Source organism: Ralstonia condita (genome assembly GCF_958405655.1).
GTDB classification, from domain to species: Bacteria; Pseudomonadota; Gammaproteobacteria; order Burkholderiales; family Burkholderiaceae; genus Ralstonia; species Ralstonia condita.
The window spans coordinates 32,209-48,895 of sequence record NZ_CATYWO010000010.1 but is presented as its reverse complement, the minus strand read 5'-3'; the positions used below and the strand labels follow the sequence as shown (position 1 = coordinate 48,895).

The 16,687-nt window shown below is 65.9% G+C and carries 14 protein-coding genes and 1 pseudogene; 11 read left to right on the top strand and 4 right to left on the bottom strand.

All coding sequences use genetic code 11. The features are described 5' to 3' along the window. Position 1: 1 nt before the first annotated feature. From R2N03_RS20110 to R2N03_RS20095, 4 genes are read left to right on the top strand one after another with little or no spacing between them, the layout of a single operon-like run. Positions 2-931, top strand: a complete 930-nt coding sequence (locus R2N03_RS20110) for a hydroxymethylglutaryl-CoA lyase (protein ID WP_260804053.1) — start codon at positions 2-4, stop codon at positions 929-931. Positions 932-953: 22 nt separating this feature from the next. Further along, a complete protein-coding gene (locus R2N03_RS20105) occupies positions 954-1,454 on the top strand; it encodes a YbaK/EbsC family protein (RefSeq protein WP_027678443.1) in 501 nt (166 codons plus the stop codon). A gap of 10 nt (positions 1,455-1,464) precedes the next feature. Further along, the gene (locus tag R2N03_RS20100) at positions 1,465-1,731 is read left to right on the top strand and encodes a DUF1289 domain-containing protein (RefSeq protein ID WP_316659639.1); all 267 of its coding nucleotides are present in this window, start codon (positions 1,465-1,467) and stop codon (positions 1,729-1,731) included. A gap of 12 nt (positions 1,732-1,743) precedes the next feature. Then, on the top strand, positions 1,744-2,697 hold the full coding sequence (locus R2N03_RS20095; protein WP_316659638.1) for an MBL fold metallo-hydrolase: 954 nt from the start codon (positions 1,744-1,746) through the stop codon (positions 2,695-2,697). A 41-nt stretch (positions 2,698-2,738) separates the two neighbouring features. On the opposite strand, the gene R2N03_RS20090 is transcribed toward R2N03_RS20095, so the two are convergent. Continuing rightward, complete coding sequence (locus R2N03_RS20090) at positions 2,739-3,665, bottom strand: alpha/beta fold hydrolase (protein ID WP_316659637.1); 927 nt, start codon at positions 3,663-3,665, stop codon at positions 2,739-2,741. A 104-nt stretch (positions 3,666-3,769) separates the two neighbouring features. Between R2N03_RS20090 and R2N03_RS20085 the strand changes: the two genes are divergently transcribed. The 5 genes and pseudogenes from R2N03_RS20085 to R2N03_RS20065 form a co-directional block, all read left to right on the top strand. Continuing rightward, positions 3,770-4,318, top strand: coding sequence for a type 1 glutamine amidotransferase domain-containing protein (locus R2N03_RS20085; protein ID WP_316659636.1), 549 nt, complete (start codon positions 3,770-3,772; stop codon positions 4,316-4,318). Between the two features lie 77 nt (positions 4,319-4,395). Further along, the gene (locus tag R2N03_RS20080) at positions 4,396-5,379 is read left to right on the top strand and encodes an NAD(P)H-dependent flavin oxidoreductase (RefSeq protein ID WP_316659635.1); all 984 of its coding nucleotides are present in this window, start codon (positions 4,396-4,398) and stop codon (positions 5,377-5,379) included. A gap of 201 nt (positions 5,380-5,580) precedes the next feature. Next, on the top strand, positions 5,581-7,041 hold the full coding sequence (locus tag R2N03_RS20075) for a DUF1254 domain-containing protein (RefSeq protein WP_316659634.1): 1,461 nt from the start codon (positions 5,581-5,583) through the stop codon (positions 7,039-7,041). Positions 7,042-7,094: 53 nt separating this feature from the next. Further along, a complete protein-coding gene (locus R2N03_RS20070) occupies positions 7,095-7,688 on the top strand; it encodes a helix-turn-helix domain-containing protein (protein WP_316659633.1) in 594 nt (197 codons plus the stop codon). Positions 7,689-7,759: 71 nt separating this feature from the next. Continuing rightward, positions 7,760-7,915, top strand: a pseudogene (locus R2N03_RS20065) (GNAT family N-acetyltransferase); the annotation flags it as partial. Here the strand turns inward: R2N03_RS20065 and R2N03_RS20060 are convergent. From R2N03_RS20060 to icmF, 3 genes are all read right to left on the bottom strand, one after another. Further along, a complete protein-coding gene (locus R2N03_RS20060) occupies positions 7,912-8,769 on the bottom strand; it encodes a PhzF family phenazine biosynthesis protein (RefSeq protein WP_316659686.1) in 858 nt (285 codons plus the stop codon). The pseudogene R2N03_RS20065 and the gene R2N03_RS20060 overlap by 4 nt on opposite strands. Positions 8,770-8,914: 145 nt before the next feature. Next, positions 8,915-9,769, bottom strand: coding sequence for a 3-hydroxybutyryl-CoA dehydrogenase (locus R2N03_RS20055; protein ID WP_316659632.1), 855 nt, complete (start codon positions 9,767-9,769; stop codon positions 8,915-8,917). 842 nt (positions 9,770-10,611) lie between these two features. Further along, positions 10,612-13,899, bottom strand: coding sequence for a fused isobutyryl-CoA mutase/GTPase IcmF (gene icmF, locus R2N03_RS20050; RefSeq protein ID WP_316659631.1), 3,288 nt, complete (start codon positions 13,897-13,899; stop codon positions 10,612-10,614). Positions 13,900-14,144: 245 nt separating this feature from the next. Between icmF and R2N03_RS20045 the strand changes: the two genes are divergently transcribed. Together R2N03_RS20045 and R2N03_RS20040 are read left to right on the top strand one after the other, a co-directional pair. Further along, positions 14,145-15,170 carry a hypothetical protein gene (locus R2N03_RS20045; RefSeq protein WP_316659630.1) on the top strand — a complete coding sequence of 342 codons (1,026 nt, stop codon included), beginning with the start codon at positions 14,145-14,147 and terminating at the stop codon, positions 15,168-15,170. Between the two features lie 244 nt (positions 15,171-15,414). After that, positions 15,415-16,617 carry an ammonium transporter gene (locus tag R2N03_RS20040; protein WP_316659629.1) on the top strand — a complete coding sequence of 401 codons (1,203 nt, stop codon included), beginning with the start codon at positions 15,415-15,417 and terminating at the stop codon, positions 16,615-16,617. Positions 16,618-16,687 lie beyond the last annotated feature (70 nt).

The following is a 16,687-nucleotide window of genomic DNA, read 5'->3' as shown; positions in this document are numbered from 1 at the left end:
GATGGCACTCCCGAAATTTGTGAAAATGGTCGAGGTCGGCCCGCGCGATGGTCTTCAGAACGAAAAGGCGCCGGTTTCCACCGACACCAAGGTCGAACTGGTGAACCGGCTGTCCGAGGCGGGCTTCGTGAATGTGGAAGCCGCGTCGTTCGTGTCGCCCAAATGGGTGCCGGCAATGGCCGATGGCGCCGACGTGATGGCCCGCATCCAGCGCCGGCCGGGCACGCTGTACTCCGTGCTCACGCCCAACATGAAGGGCTTCGAAGGCGCGGCAGCAGCGGGCGCGGATGAGATCGTGATCTTCAGCGCCGCCAGCGAGGCCTTTGCGCAGAAGAACATCAATTGCTCGATTGCGGAGTCGATCGAACGCTTTGTGCCGGTGGCCAAGGCGGCCAAGGATGCGGGCATTCGCGTGCGCGGGTCGATCTCGTGTTCGCTGGGCTGCCCGTATCAGGGCGAGGTGCCGGTGTCGTCGGTGGTGGATGTCATCAAGCGCATGGCCGACCTGGGCTGCGACGAGATCGACATTGCCGACACGATCGGCGTGGGTACCGCCGGGCAGGTGAAAACCGTGATGGAAGCCGCCGCGGCGACGTTCCCGATCGACCGCCTCTCGGGCCATTTCCACGACACGTACGGCCAGGCACTGGCCAACATCCTCGCCAGCCTGGAAGTCGGTATCGCCATCTTCCACGCATCGGTGGCAGGGCTGGGCGGCTGCCCGTATGCCAAGGGCGCGACCGGCAACGTTGCCACCGAAGACGTGCTGTACCTGCTGCACGGCCTGGGCATCCGCACCGGCATCGACCTGGACAAGGTCGTGCTGGCGGGCGACTTCATCTCGCAAGCCATCGGCCGCCCCACGGCGTCACGTGCAGGCCGCGCGCTGCTGCTCAAGCTGCAGGACCAGATCGCCCAGGCCTGCATCTGAAACCCCACCAAGCACAACGACGATGACCGCTACCGATACGAACGCGCCGCTGCCTGAATCCGCTCAACGCGTGGCCGACCACCTCCGCACGCTCGGCTACGAAAAAGCCATCGTGATGCTGCCGGCCACCGGAAAAACGTCTGCCGAAGCGGCTGCCGGCCTCGGCTGCTCGGTGGCGGAGATCGCCAAGTCGATCATCTTCCGTCGTGCTGAAGACGACGTGCCGGTGCTGGTGATCGCCAGCGGCACCAATCGTGTCGACGAGGCAAAGGTTTCCGCGCACGTGGGCGCACTGGCCAAGGCCGATGCGAAGTTCGTACGCGAGAAAACCGGTTACGCCATCGGCGGCGTATGTCCGGTCGGCCATGCGGTCAAGCCCGTGATGCTGCTCGACCAAGACCTGTTCCAGTACGACAGCGTGTGGGCCGCAGCCGGCCACCCGCATGCCGTGTTCAACCTCACGCCTGCCGAACTGGAAGCGATGACCGGCGCGCCCGTGGCCGACATCGCCCAGCGCGACTGATCGCACACGCATGGACGCCTGCACCCGCGCGCAACTGAAGCTATCGCTGGGCAAGTTGCGCAACAGCCGCCAGCAGGCGGAGCGTACGCAGCCGGTGTCGTCTCCGTGCATCAGCGTCTGCGAGATGGACGAGGCGCGCGGCCTGTGTATCGGCTGCATGCGCACGATCGAAGAAATTGCCGCGTGGTCGACCATGAGCGATGCGGCTCGCCTGGCCGTGTGGAAAACCTTGCCCGAGCGCGCCTGCGCCTGGCTCAACGACGCGCCCTGCGCCTGAGCGCCCATCACCATGGCCGAACACGACATCATCACCCTGCCTGATTCGATGCGCGTGTTCGAGCGCGGCTGGCTGTCGTCCAACAACATCCTGTTCTTCGACGACGAAGCGCATGGCGGTTGCGCGCTGGTGGATTCGGGCTATCTCACGCACGCCCCGCAAACCGTGGCGCTGGTGAAGCACGCGCTGCAGGGACGGCCCCTGCGCCGCCTGCTGAATACGCACCTGCACTCGGATCACTGCGGCGGCAATGCGGCGCTGCAGACCATCTACGGCAGCCACACGCGTGTGCCCGCCGCGCAGATCGACGACGTGCGGCGCTGGGACATCGACGCCCTCAGCTACGGCCCCACAGGCCAGGAGTGCGCGCGCTTCACGTTGCCCAACAGCGATGCCGACGCGGGCCTCGCTGACGGCATGACGCTGCGTCTGGGCGGTTTCGACTGGCAGGTGATCAGCGCACCCGGGCACGACCCGCACGCCGTCATCCTCTACAGCCCCGACACGCGCGTGCTGATCTCCGCCGATGCGTTGTGGGAGCGCGGCTTTGGTGTGATCTTTCCCGAGCTGGAAGGCGAAAGCGGTTTTGCCGAACAGCAGGCCATTCTCGAGCGCATCGCGCAGCTGGGGGCGCGCGTGGTGATTCCCGGGCACGGCCGGCCGTTCACCGCCGTCAATGCTGCGATTGACGCATCGCTGGGGCGGCTTGCGTATCTGCGTGCTGATCCGGAGCGCAATGCACTGCACGGTATGCGAGTGCTGGTGAAGTTCAAGCTGCTGGAACAGCAGGCGCTGTCGCGCGATGCGCTGTTCACGTGGTTCACGCAGACCACACTGATGCCGCGCTTGCGGGCGCGCTTCTTCGCGAGCCAATCGATGGAGAGGCTGCTGGATGCCGCGATTGCAGCGCTGGTCAAGGCAGGCGCCGCTACCGTCGAACACGGCCGCATCCTCAATCGCGACTGACTGCCCGCGTCGAGCATGCGGCTGTGCTTGCCGGCAAAGGCTCAGGCAAAGAACGTCCGCATCTCCTGAAGCAGCGCCTCGGGTGCCTCTTCGGGCACGTAATGCCCGCACGGCACCGTGCCGCCCGTCACGTCTTCGGCCACGGCTTGCCACAGCGCAAGGGGCTGGAAGCAACGCTGGACCACGCCATGCTCGCCCCACAGCACACGCAGCGGCACGCGCACCCGCTTGCCGGCGGCGCGGTCGGCGCGATCATGCTCGAGGTCGATGGTGGCCGCAGCGCGGTAGTCCTCGCACATGGCGTGCACGCAGGCGGGATCGCGCATGGCGGCAGCGTAGGTCGCCATGGCCTCGGGTGCGAAGGGATCGAGCCCCGCATGGCGCAGCCCCATGAGCTTGCCGATGTAGAAATCGGGCGTGGCGTTGATGAGCGTCTCGGGAAACGGCGACGGCTGGATCAGGAAGAACCAGTGCCAGTAAGCCGAAGCGAACGCCATGTCGGTGTGCTCGTACATGGCCAGCGTGGGGGCGATGTCGAGCAGCATGGCGCGCTCCACGTGCGCGGGGTGATCGACACACAGGCGGTGCGCTACGCGGGCGCCGCGATCGTGCGCGCACAGCCGGAAGCGGCCGAAGCCTAGCGCGCGCATCACGTCCACCTGATCCTGCGCCATGACACGCTTGCTGTATTCCGCGTGCCTGACGCTGCCGGGCGGCTTGGACGAGGCGCCATAGCCGCGCAAGTCCGTGGCGACGACGGTGTAATCGCGCATCAGATCGCGCGCCACCTTGTGCCAGATCACGTGGCTTTGCGGATGCCCGTGCAGCAACAGCAGCGGCGGTCCGCTGCCGCCGATCACACCGGCAATCTCGACACCGTTGGCGACCTGCCGGAAGGGGCGAAAACCGGGGAACAGCGTGGCGTCGGCCGCGGCCGTGGCGGTGTCGATGGAAAGCGGTGTCGTCATGTGCGTCTCCGTGGGTGTATGCGATGGATGCTCCGCATGCTAGCGCAGAGCAGGCATGTCCGTTGCGGCCGTGTCCACTCACCCCCACGCAACAGGAGCACACCATGACCCCGCTACACGACATGCGCATCGCCATTCTTGTGTCCGACCTGTTCGAACAAGCCGAGCTGGCCAGCCCGAAGCAAGCCCTGGAAGGCGCCGGCGCGAGCGTCAGCATCATCGCACCAAGGCCTGGCAGCGTAACGGGCCTGCATCATGCAGCCAAGGGCGACACCTTCCCGGTGGATCTCACCCTGGAGGCCGCCAGGTCCGAAGATTTCGATGGCCTGGTGCTGCCCGGCGGCGTCTTCAACGCCGATGCGTTGCGCATCGTGCCCGCCGCGCAGGCCTTTGTAAAAGCGTTCGAACGTGCGCAAAAACCGATCGCCGTGATCTGCCACGGGCCCTGGCTGATGGTATCGGCCGGCCTTGTGCGCGGCCGCACGCTGACCAGTTGGCCGACCTTGCAGGACGACATCCGGAATGCCGGCGGCATGTGGGTAGACCAGGCAGTCGTGACTGACCGCAACTGGGTCAGCAGCCGCAAGCCCGACGATCTGCCCGCATTCAACCGCACCTTCATTGACCTGCTGGCGCAGCAAGCGCATGCCTGAGCGCGGCCAGGCGGATCCGTGCGGCAGGGTGCAGGATCGTTCCTATAATCGAACGACGCAGTCCAACTGGAGACGCCATGCCCGCCGCCAAGCATCTGCCGCTCGTGCTGCAACATCTGACGCTGCCGGTGATCGGCTCACCGATGTTCATCGTCAGTTATCCGGAACTGGTGCTGGCGCAGTGCAAGGCCGGGATTGTCGGCGCGTTTCCGTCGCTCAACGCGCGTCCGGCCGAAGTGCTGGACGAGTGGCTCACGCAGATGAACGAAGACCTGGCGGCGCACCGAGCCGCGCATCCGCACGACGTGGTGGGGCCGCTGGCGGTCAATCAGATCGTCCATCACTCGAACGCGCGGCTGGAGCAGGATGTCGCGACCTGCGTCAAGCACAAGGTGCCGATCTTCATCACCTCGCTGCGCGCGCCCGTGAAGGAAATCCTGGACGCCGTGCACAGCTACGGCGGCATCGTGCTGCACGACGTCATCAACCTGCGCCATGCCGAGAAGGCCCTCGAAGCCGGCGTCGACGGGCTGATCCTGGTAGCGGCAGGGGCAGGCGGGCATGCCGGCACGTTGTCGCCGTTTGCGCTCGTGGGCGAAGTGCGGCGCATCTTCGACGGGCCGATTGCCCTCTCGGGCGCCATCGCCACGGGCGACGCCATCCTCGCCGCACAGGCCATGGGCGCGGACCTCGCCTACATCGGCACGCGCTTCATCGCCAGCCAGGAGGCCCACGCCGCCGAAAGCTACAAGCAGGCCATCCTGCGGGCGGCGGCATCGGACATCATCTACACCAACCTCTTCACCGGCGTACACGGCAACTACATCCGCGAGAGCATCGAACTGGCCGGCCTGGACCCGGAGGCGCTGCCCGAGGCCGACAAATCCGCGATGAACTTTGGCGACGGCAGCTCACGCGCCAAGGCATGGAAAGACATCTGGGGTGCCGGCCAGGGCGTCGGGCAGATCGGCGACTTACCCCCCGCCGCCGAGATCGTCGCGCGCCTGAAAGCCGAGTACGATGCCGCCAAACTGCGCCTCGCGTTGCATTTGCGGCTCTAGCGTGCGCGCTGGATGATGCCCCTTGCTTACATCAATTGACTTGCGCCGGTGGCACTCCTACATTCCAGAGACTTACGACGAAATGCGCGGCGCTGCGAGATCAGCCCACGCGCAACCGTATGCGCAGGCATCCTTGGGGGGATGTTCGACAGGCGTCTGATCTGCTCCCTGTTGCGCGCACCAACAACAAAGGAGAACACGATGACGCACTGCCCTGCGCCCGCGCGCCTGCTCATGAGGCTGGCGGTCGTGGCGCTGAGCGCGGCAGCCCTCACCCAGACGGGCTGCTCCACCCAGCCTCCCCCCGCCACGCCGCCCGCCGCGCAAATGCGTCTGCCGCAACCCGCAGAAGCCCAGGTCCGATCGGCTTATGTCTACGCCTTTCCGATGATGATGACGGATGCCCTGCTGCAGACCACCTCTGCGGTGGCGCCCGCCGGGCACTTCATGCATCAGCGCACGCTTGACGACGCCGCACTGCCAACCGGCGTGCGCGCTCGCGTGGACGTGCTGGCCAGCAGCGCGTTCATCGATTTGCGCAACGGGCCGGTGGTGCTGAGCCTGCCCGAGGTGGGCCGCCGGCATATCTGGGTTGCGCTGCACGACGGGTGGACAGACATCTTCGAATCGCTGGGCAATCGCACCACGGGAGCACGCGCGGCGCACTACGCCATCACGCCGCCAGGCTGGGAGGGGACGCTGCCGGCCGGCGTCAAGCAAGTGGCCGCGCCGACCACCCTGGTGTGGATCGTCGCCCGCACGCAGGTGGCCGGCGAGCGCGACATCGCCGCTGCACGCCGTGTGCAGGACCGCTACCGCATCACACCGCTTGAGGCTTTCGGCAAACCAGCCGCGCGCGACAACGTGGCACGGGCCCGCGCGGAAGCGAACACAACCACCGATGCCGACGCCGACGTCAGCCTGGCCGCCGCGCGCCGCCGCGTCACCGCGCTGGATGCCAACGCGTACTTCACGCGCTTCGCCGCGCTACTCAAGGACAACCCGCCGCATGCGGCGGATTCCACCATGCTTCGGACCCTGCGCGATCTGGGCATCACGCCCGGTACGCCCTTCGACGCAAAGGCGGTCAACCCGGCCAGCCTGAAGGTGATGGATGCCGGCGTCGACGCCGCGCGCAGCACGCTGGGCCTGGCCGTCAAGCAACCACCCATCACGCAGAACGGTTGGTTCATCCCCCGCATGGTCGGCGCCTACGGGCTGGACTACGCGCAGCGTGCCATCGTCGCCTGGGACGGCGGCGGCACCGACCTGCCGCAGGACCTGCTGATCGCCACCGCCACGACCGATGCCAATGGCTTCACGCTGGACAGCGCGCACCGCTACGTGCTGCATTTCGATCGCAGCCAGTTGCCCCCTGAAAATGCCGGCTGGGCTGTGGCCGCCGTCGGCACGGAACCGCAGCCCGCGCCCGGTGCGGCGCGCCCGGCGCTGCGCAACGCCCTGAGCGAAGCCAACCACCCGCGCCTGAACCGTGACGGATCGCTCGACATCATGATCCAGCGCGCGCCGCCCAAGGGCATGCGCAACAACTGGCTGCCGGCGCCCGCCGGGCCCTTCCAGTTGCGCATGCAACTGACGTGGCCCAAGGAGGCCGCGCTCGATGGGTCCTGGCTGCCGCCGGCGGTGCAGCGGCGAAACTGAACTGCCCCGGCACATTCCAGTTTGCTGGACAGAAAATCCACTAAACTGGATGGATGAACATCCACCAACGCATCGCCCGACGCCTGCGCGCGCTACGCGACGCGCAGGGCCTGTCCCTCGAGGCACTGGCTGAACGCAGTCAGGTCAGCCGCTCCGCGATCTCCCTGATCGAGCGCGGCCAGAGCAGCCCGACCGCCGCCGTGCTCGACCGGCTCAGTTCTGCGCTGGGGGTGACGCTCGCGTCATTGTTCGAAGACAGCGCGGCCTCCCCCGCCGAGCCGTCGCCCGTCTCACGCGCAGCCGATCAGCCCGAGTGGACCGACCCGGCTTCCGGCTATGTACGCCGCAACCTGTCACCGGCCGCGCGTTCGCCCTTGCAGCTCGTAGAGGTGCACTTTCCGCCCGGCGAGCGCGTGGCCTACGACACCGGCGCACGCGATGCCGAAATCCACCAGCAGGTGTGGATCATCGAAGGCACGATGGAAATGACCGTGGGCGACGCGCACTGGCGGCTCGACGCTGGCGACTGCCTGAGCATGCAGCTGGACCGCCCCATCGTCTTTCATAACCCGACGAAACGTCCTGCGCGCTACCTGGTGGCGCTCACCACCTTGCCTCCCATGCCGGCGGGCGGAAGGAGAGGCTGATGACCGATACCGTGTCCGTGCGGCGCATCGGCATGGATGACGCGCGTGCGTGCATCGACGCGCTGGCCGATGTCCTGGACAATTGCGTGACAGGCGGCGATGCCGAGCGGCTATACGCACGCGCCGGCTGGCAGCGCGTGGGCGTCGTGCCCAACTACGCGCTGATGCCCGACGGCGCGTACTGCGGGACAACGTTCTTCTGCAAGCAGCTGGGCGCCGCAGATTAAATCGTCAACGTGCCGCGGCCGATTTCGATCACGCGGCCACCCACGTGGATCGTGCCGTCGGCATCCACACGCAGCGTGAGGTGGCAGGGTCGCCCCACTGCGGCGCCCTGCTCGATGCGGTAGCTGGCCGGCAAAGCATGGCCGGTCGACCGCAGCCAGCCGCCCAGGTTGGCACACGCCGAGCCGGTGCCCGGGTCTTCCCACAGGCCGGTGCCGTATTCGAAGAAGAAACGCGAGACCACCGGATCGTCACTGCCGGGCGCCGGCATGGTGAAGACGTACGCGTTGCGCCCGTCGTTGCGGCTGCGCGGCCACGCATCAAAGGCTGACGGGTCGGGCCGGGCGCGCTCCACATCGGCGCGCGTCTTGACCGGCACCATCAGTTGCTCAATGCCTGCGTCGACCCACAGCGGCGGCCCCGCCAGCGCATCGGCGTCCAACCCGAGCATCTGGGCGATGGCCGGATCGGCTTCGCGCGTATTCAGCGCGCCGGAGCGCGGCGGCACCAGCGACCACCCCTCGTCCTGCGCCGTCAATGACACGATGCCCGACTGGCAACGCAGCGTCAGTTCATTGCCCGGGCCATACAGCTCGCGCACCACCTGCGCGGTGCCCAGCGACGGATGGCCGGCAAACGGCATCTCGTAATCGGGCGTGAAGATGCGGAAGCGCGCCGTGGCGCCATCCGTGTCGTCGGGAAAAATGAACGTGATCTCGGACAGGTTGAACTGGCGTCCGATGGCCTGCATCGTGGCGTCGTCCAGGCCTCGCCCGTCTTCAAAGACGGCGAGCTGGTTGCCGCCGAACGTGGATTCGGCAAAGACGTTGAGCAGGCGGAAGGCGTAGCGCGGCATGATGGCGTCCGAAGTGTTGGAGAAGAAAAAAACGGTGTGGCGATGCGTCATCATCAACGCACCGCCACACCGCCTCCATGCACACTTGCAGACACTTTGCGCGAATCCGGCCTGACAGTTGGCGGACAGCGCAAACGTCAGGGGCTTACTTCCGATAGTCGTACACGCCGCGGCCGGTCTTGCGGCCCAGGTAGCCGGCGGCCACCATTTCGCGCATCAGCATGGCCGGGCGGTATTTCGGATCGCTGAATTCGGTGTACAGCACTTCCATCACGGCCAGCATGGTGTCCAGGCCGATCATGTCGGCCAGCGCCAGCGGCCCGATCGGGTGGTTGCAGCCGAGCTTCATGCCTTCGTCGATTTCCTCTGGCGAGGCCAGGCCCTCGCCCAGCACGCAGAACGCCTCGTTGATCATCGGGCACAGGATGCGGTTGACGACAAAGCCCGGGCTGTTCTTGACCGTGATCGGCGTCTTGCCCAGTTGCTTGGCCAGCGCTTCCACCGCCGCATGCGTGGCATCGCTCGTCTGCAGGCCGCGGATGACTTCCACCAACGCCATCATCGGCACCGGGTTGAAGAAGTGCATGCCGATGAAGCGGCTCGCGTCTTGCAGCACCGCGGCCAGCTTGGTGATCGAGATGGACGACGTGTTCGACGCCACGATTGCGTGCGGCGCTGCGGCAGCCTCGAGCTGCTTGAGGATCTTCACCTTCAGGTCGAAGTTCTCGGTGGCGGCCTCGATGACGAGGTCGGCGCGCTTGAGGTCGTCGTACGACGTCGAGCCCTGAATGCGGGCGAGCGCGGCAGCCTTGTCGGCTTCGGTCAGTTTTTCCTTCTTGATGAGGCGATCCAGGCTGCCGGCCACGGTGGCAATGCCCTTCTGCACGGCGGCATCGCTGATGTCCACCATCACCACATCCAGCCCGACGACGGCGCACGCTTGCGCAATGCCGTTGCCCATTGTTCCGGCACCGACGATGCCGACGACTTGAATTGCCATGAACTGCTCCTCGCTTGGTATTGGAATGAAACAAAGTGAAGAGCATAAACGACCGGCCGACACACGGAAAAGCCTTGCTGACGGTAACGTCACATTCCACCGGATCGCCTTATGATGACCGGCGTCGCGCCACCCTTTCATGTCAGGCGCCGGGACGCTGGAAATGGATCGTTTTCTCAGTATCGAAGCCTTCGTGCGTGTTGCCGCCGGTGGGCATCCTGGTGGCACTGGCTGTGATGCAGCGGTAGGTTTTGTTTCTGTGCCGTGGATGTTTTTTTGCTCCGCTGGCGGGGGGCGGGTGTGGTCCATCCCTTGTTTCATCCCCTGCCGGGGCTGACTCACTTTTCTTTGTCTTGCCAAAGAAAAGTAAGCAAAAGAAAGGCGCGCCCGAGATGGCGACATCCCCTTGAATTTGTGTGACCGTGCGGGGAAGGAGGCAAACTCGCTGCGCTCAGACAAGCCTCCTTCCTTTATCCGCCCGCTCACAAAAATTCAAGGCGCCATCAAGGGCTCAACGTCAAAAGCAAAAGGCCAACCCGTCGTGAGGTTGGCCTTGTCGTTTGGGCTGGCGCCCAGAGGGTGTGGCTGTTGTCCTTTGACTTTCCTGCCCTAGATGGCGCCTTGAATTTCTGTTGCAGGGAGGAAAAAGGAAGGGAAACTGTCTGAGCGCAGCGAGTTTTTCCCTTCCCCTCCCTGCGACATAAATTCAAGGAGTCTTTCGCCATCTCGGGCGCGCCTTTCTTTGCTTACTTTCTTTGGGCAAGACCAAAGAAAGTGAGTCAGCCCCGGCAGGGGATGAAACAAGGGATGCACCAACAAGAAGAACCCAAAACCCAAAACCCCTACATATTCCGCCGATACTCCCCTCCCACCTCAAACAACGCATGCGTAATCTGCCCAAGCGAGCAGACCCGCACCGCGTCCATCAGCACCGCAAACACGTTCTGATCTTCAATCACCGCCCGCTGCAGGCGCTGCAGCATGGCCGGAGCTTCCCCCGCATGCCGCGCATGAAAATCCTGCAGCCGCGCGAGTTGGCTCTGCTTCTCCTCCTCGCTGGACCGCGCCAGTTCAATATGCGGGGGCACCACGCTCTCCGCATCGGGATTGCGGAACGTATTCACGCCGATGATCGGCAGCGAGCCATCGTGCTTGCGCTGCTCATACAGCATCGACTCCTCCTGGATCTTGCCGCGCTGATAGCCGGTTTCCATGGCACCCAGCACGCCGCCGCGCTCGGCAATGCGTTCGAACTCCTGCAGCACCGCTTCTTCCACGAGGTCCGTCAGCTCATCGATGATGAAGCTGCCCTGGTTCGGGTTCTCGCACTTGGCCAGGCCCCACTCGCGATTGATGATGAGCTGGATGGCCAGCGCGCGCCGCACCGACTCGGCCGTCGGCGTGGTGATCGCCTCGTCGTAGGCATTCGTGTGCAGGCTGTTGCAGTTGTCGTAGATGGCGATCAGCGCCTGCAGCGTCGTGCGAATATCGTTGAAGGCGATCTCCTGCGCGTGCAATGACCGGCCCGACGTCTGCACGTGGTACTTCAACTTCTGGCTGCGCTCGTTCGCACCGTACTTGTCTCGCAGCGTCACCGCCCAGTTGCGACGCGCGACGCGGCCGAGCACGCTGTACTCCGGGTCCATGCCATTGGAGAAGAAGAACGACAGGTTCGGCGCAAAGTCATCGATATGCATGCCGCGCGCGAGGTACGCCTCCACATACGTGAAACCATTGGCGAGCGTGAAGGCGAGCTGCGAGATCGGGTTCGCGCCCGCCTCGGCAATGTGGTAGCCCGAGATCGACACCGAATAGAAATTGCGCACCTGGTGATGCACGAAATATTCCTGGATATCGCCCATCACCTTGAGCGAAAACTCGGTCGAGAAGATGCAGGTGTTCTGCCCCTGGTCTTCCTTGAGGATGTCGGCCTGCACCGTGCCGCGCACGTTCTGCAGCACCCACGCGCGGATCTTCGCCTCTTCGTCCTGCGTCGGCTCTCGCCCGTTATCGGCGCGGAACCGGGCCAGGTTCTGGTCGATGGCGGTGTTCATGAACATCGCGAGGATCGTGGGCGCAGGCCCGTTGATCGTCATGGAAACCGACGTGGCAGGGCTGGTCAGGTCAAAGCCGTCGTACAGCACTTCCATGTCGTCGAGCGTGGCGATCGACACACCGGAGTTGCCGACCTTGCCGTAGATGTCGGGGCGCAGGGCCGGGTCTTCGCCGTACAGCGTGACGGAGTCAAACGCTGTGGAAAGCCGCTTGGCGTCCATACCTTCGGAGACGAGCTTGAAGCGCCGGTTGGTGCGGAAGGCATCGCCCTCGCCCGCGAACATGCGCGTCGGGTCTTCGTTCTCGCGCTTGAAGGCGAACACACCGGCGGTGTACGGGAAGCTGCCCGGCACGTTTTCGCGCATCAGCCAGCGCAGCACTTCGCCGTCATCTTCATACGGCGGCAGTACGACCTTGCGGATCGTGGTGCCCGAAAGCGTGGTGTGCGTGAGCTGCGTGCGGATTTCCTTGTCGCGAATCTTCACGACATATTCATCACCGGAATACGCACGGCGCAGGTCGGGCCACATGGCGAGCAGCTTGCGCTCGGCAGCGCCGAGCTGCGCGTCGCGCTCGGCCGCCTGCTTGTCGAGCGCGGACAGCGTCTGCACCGTGGCACCGGCCTGCTCCAGCATGCGGTGGCTGGCCTGCAATTGCTGACGTTCCCGCGCGAGGCGGCTTTGCGCGTCGACGCGGCGGTGGTAGCCGCGCACCGTATCGGCCAGCTCCGCCAGGTAGCGCACGCGCGCGGGCGGCACGATGGCATCGTGGCTGGTGGAGCATTTGCCGGTCGGGCGCGGCAACGTGCGTTCGGCCAGCGCCATGCCGCGCTCGGTCAGCCGATCGGCCAGCGCGTGATACAGCGCCGTCACGCCGTCGTCATTGAAGTGCGAGGCCTGCGTGCCGAACACCGGCATGTCTTCGGGCCGGGCGTGCCATTGCTCGCGGTTGCGCTGCACCTGCTTGGCGACGTCGCGCCATGCATCCTGCGCGCCCTTTCGGTCGAACTTGTTGATCGCCACCAGATCGGCAAAGTCCAGCATGTCGATCTTCTCCAGCTGGCTGGCGGCGCCAAACTCGGGCGTCATCACGTACAGCGACAGATCGACATGCGGCACGATCGCCGCATCGCCCTGCCCGATGCCGGAGGTCTCGACGATGATGAAATCGAACCCGGCAGCGCGGCAGGCGGCAATCACGTCGGGCAGCGCGTCGGAAATCTCGCGGCTCGCCTCGCGCGTGGCCAGCGAGCGCACGAAGATGTTCGGATGGTTGATCGCGTTCATGCGAATGCGATCGCCCAGCAGCGCGCCGCCCGACTTGCGCCGCGACGGATCGATCGAGATGACCGCAATGCGCAGCGCGTCCTGCTGGTCGAGCCGGAAGCGGCGGATCAGCTCGTCGGTGAGCGACGACTTGCCCGCACCGCCCGTGCCCGTGATGCCAAGCACAGGCGTCGGCGCGGCCATCGCAGCCGCGTGGACGGCCTCGCGCAACGCCGGATCGACGCGGCCCGATTCCAGCGCGGTGATCAATTGCGCCAGAGCGCGGCGATCGCCGTTGGCAACGGGCTCCAGCGTAGCCGGCGCATAGACGGAGAGATCGATATCGCAGCGCTGCACCATGTCGGCAATCATGCCGGCCAGGCCCATGCGCTGCCCGTCTTCTGGGCTGTAGATGCGCGCGACGCCGTAGTCCTGCAGCTCGCGGATCTCCGCCGGCACGATCACCCCGCCGCCGCCGCCGAACACCTGGATGTGCTGGCCGCCGCGTGCGCGCAGCGCGTCGATCATGTACTTGAAGTATTCGACGTGGCCGCCCTGGTAGCTGGACACCGCAATGCCCTGCACGTCTTCCTGCAGCGCAGCATTGACCACCTCATCCACGGAGCGGTTGTGCCCGAGGTGGATCACCTCGCAGCCCATCGACTGCAGGATGCGCCGCATGATGTTGATCGACGCGTCATGCCCATCGAACAACGACGCGGCCGTCACGAAGCGCACCTTGTTGCGCACCGGCGCGGCTTCGCTGGCAGGCGTGGGATCGGCCGCGCGGGCAGTGGAAAGATCGGTCATGTCTCCACCTTCGGAAAGTGGCGCGCCGGCGTTGGAAGTGTTCTAAGCCGCACAGAAGGCGGCATGCCGGTCAACACGTCGAACTGACAGTATTTTCGGGGCGGACGTCAACGTCAACTCGGCGGGCGCCACGGCGCGGCCAGCGCTCCCTGCCTTGGTGCAACCCCCACCTTGCACACAATGGATACAAATCGTTACAGTCGGATTTCGGCTGAAACCGGGTTCGGCCAGAGGGGGACATCTCCATGCCAAGCCGCGCAACGAAGCGCTGGTGTCTGAGCGCCATGCTGGCGTGGTCCGGCCACGCCCTGGCGTGGGACTACACGCCCGGCGCCATCCCCGGGCTGGTCAGCGTGCTTGGCTTCCTGACCGTGCAGACGCAGGCGCTCGAGCGCGCCATCCAGCGCTTTCCCGCCGAGCGCGAAGAGCTGATCCGCGCGCGCACGCAATTCGACAACGCCTTTCCGCAGGCGCTGACGCGCACGCGCCGCCTGATTGCCGGGATTCCGCTGACGGACGACGAGCGCCAGTTGCTGATCGAGCGGGCGCTCGACCTCCACCAGCCCAGTGTGATGGTCGCCACGCAAACCGCACAGACCGCCCACGCGCTGGCCGACCGGGTCGTGGCACGTGCGCAGGGCAACCAGGATCGCCCGACGCTGCAATCCCTGCTGGCCGTGGTCTACGACGACCGCCCCGCCGACGAGATGGGCAGCCGTTTCATCCAGGACGTGACGCTGTCCGACTGGCCGAATGCGCGCGGCGCGAATCTGCTGCTGCGCCTGCCGCTGTCGTGGGAGCGTGTCCCGCCCGCCGCGCCGCGCAAGCCCGATCCGGGACGGGTGGCGATCGGCGCGTGGGCGAATCAGGGCGGCGCCGGACTCTCGCGCATCGAACTTATCGTCCGCCCCACCGAGAGCGAGCCCGAGGCCGTGCCCGACCACCGCGAGCCGCTCTGGATGCGCGATGCCGTCCGCCAGGCCGTGTCGGTGCCATGCCGACTGATCAGCTGGGGCACCCAATCGTTTGCTGGCCGCGCCGGCATCTGGGCCACCTACATCGGCGAGGCGCCGGGCCCGCATGTGCCGCGCGCAAGCGGTAACACGCTGGTCGGGCGCGTCGTCGTGGTGCCGACTGACGGTGCACTCCTGATGCTGCACATGCAATCGCCCGCCACGTCGCCGGAGCAGGCCAGCACGGTGCGCTTGCGCTACGAGGCTCTGTGGGACGCGGTGACCAGCTCGCTCATCGTGTCGGCGTCCAAACCCTAGGCGCGCAACGCACCAACACGGCGCATCCACCGCGCCATACGCACCAATTCAAAGCAACAGCGCACCAAATGAGAGCGGTCGCGTGCTGCATGCCCGCATCGCCCCCATCGCGCACGGCCATGGTGCGCCATTTCGCGTTCTTGCACATCGTTGGAACAAGTTTTGCATCTGTCGGCGCTTCCTGCGTCATTCGGGGGCACGCTGCACCCGAATGACGCTGACAATCAACCGCACGACAACCACAATGAACACCATCAAAACCGGGGGCGACGCGCTCTTCATCCTGCTGGGCGCGATCATGGTGCTTGCCATGCATGCTGGCTTCGCGTTCCTCGAGCTGGGCACCGTCCGCAAGAAGAACCAGGTCAACGCACTGGTCAAGATCCTGGTCGACTTTGCCGTGTCGACCATCGCCTACTTCTTTGTCGGCTATTCGGTCGCCTACGGCATCAACTTCCTGTCTGGCGCCGACGTGCTCGCCCAGCAGAACGGCTACGAACTGGTGAAGTTCTTCTTCCTGCTGACCTTCGCGGCGGCCATCCCGGCCATCATCTCGGGCGGCATTGCCGAGCGCTCGCGCTTCGAGCCGCAACTGGCGGCGACCTTCGTGCTGGTGGGCTTCGTCTACCCGTTCTTCGAAGGCATTGCCTGGAACGAGCGCTTCGGCATCCAGCACTGGCTGCAGGCCGCCACGGGCGCGGAGTTCCACGACTTTGCCGGCTCGGTGGTCGTGCATGCCGTGGGCGGCTGGATCGCCCTGCCGGCGGTGCTGCTGCTGGGCGCACGCCACGGCCGCTACAAGGACGACGGCCGCATCGCCGCGCATCCGCCGTCAAATATCCCCTTCCTGGCAGCCGGCGCCTGGGTGCTGGCAGTGGGCTGGTTCGGCTTCAATGTCATGAGCGCGCAGACGCTCGACAAGATGAGCGGCCTGGTCGCCATCAACTCGCTGATGGCCATGGTGGGCGGCACGCTCACCGCGTGGTGGATGGGCAAGAACGACCCGGGCTTCTCGTACAACGGGCCGCTCGCCGGCCTGGTGGCCGTGTGCGCCGGTTCCGACGTGATGCACCCGCTGGGCGCACTGGCCGTCGGCGCCATTGCCGGCGTGCTGTTCGTGTGGATGTTCACGCGCGTGCAGAACGTCTGGCGCATCGACGATGTGCTGGGCGTCTGGCCCCTGCATGGCCTGTGCGGCGCGTGGGGCGGTATCGCGGCCGGCATCTTCGGCCTGAAGGCACTCGGCGGTCTGGGTGGCGTGTCGTTCTGGGCGCAAGTGGCGGGCACGGCTGGCGGCATTGTCATCGCGCTGGTCGGTGGCACGGTGGTCTACGGTACGCTGCGCAAGTTCGTCGGGCTGCGGCTGGACCGCGAAGCCGAGTTCATGGGCGCAGACCTCTCGATCCACCGCGTGTCGTCCACGCCGGAGAGCGAAACCCACTGGTAAGCCGGGCCGGCCGCCGCAGGATGCGGCACTTGCTACAGTGAAGGGCGTGTCCCCCGCCCACTGAAGGAGT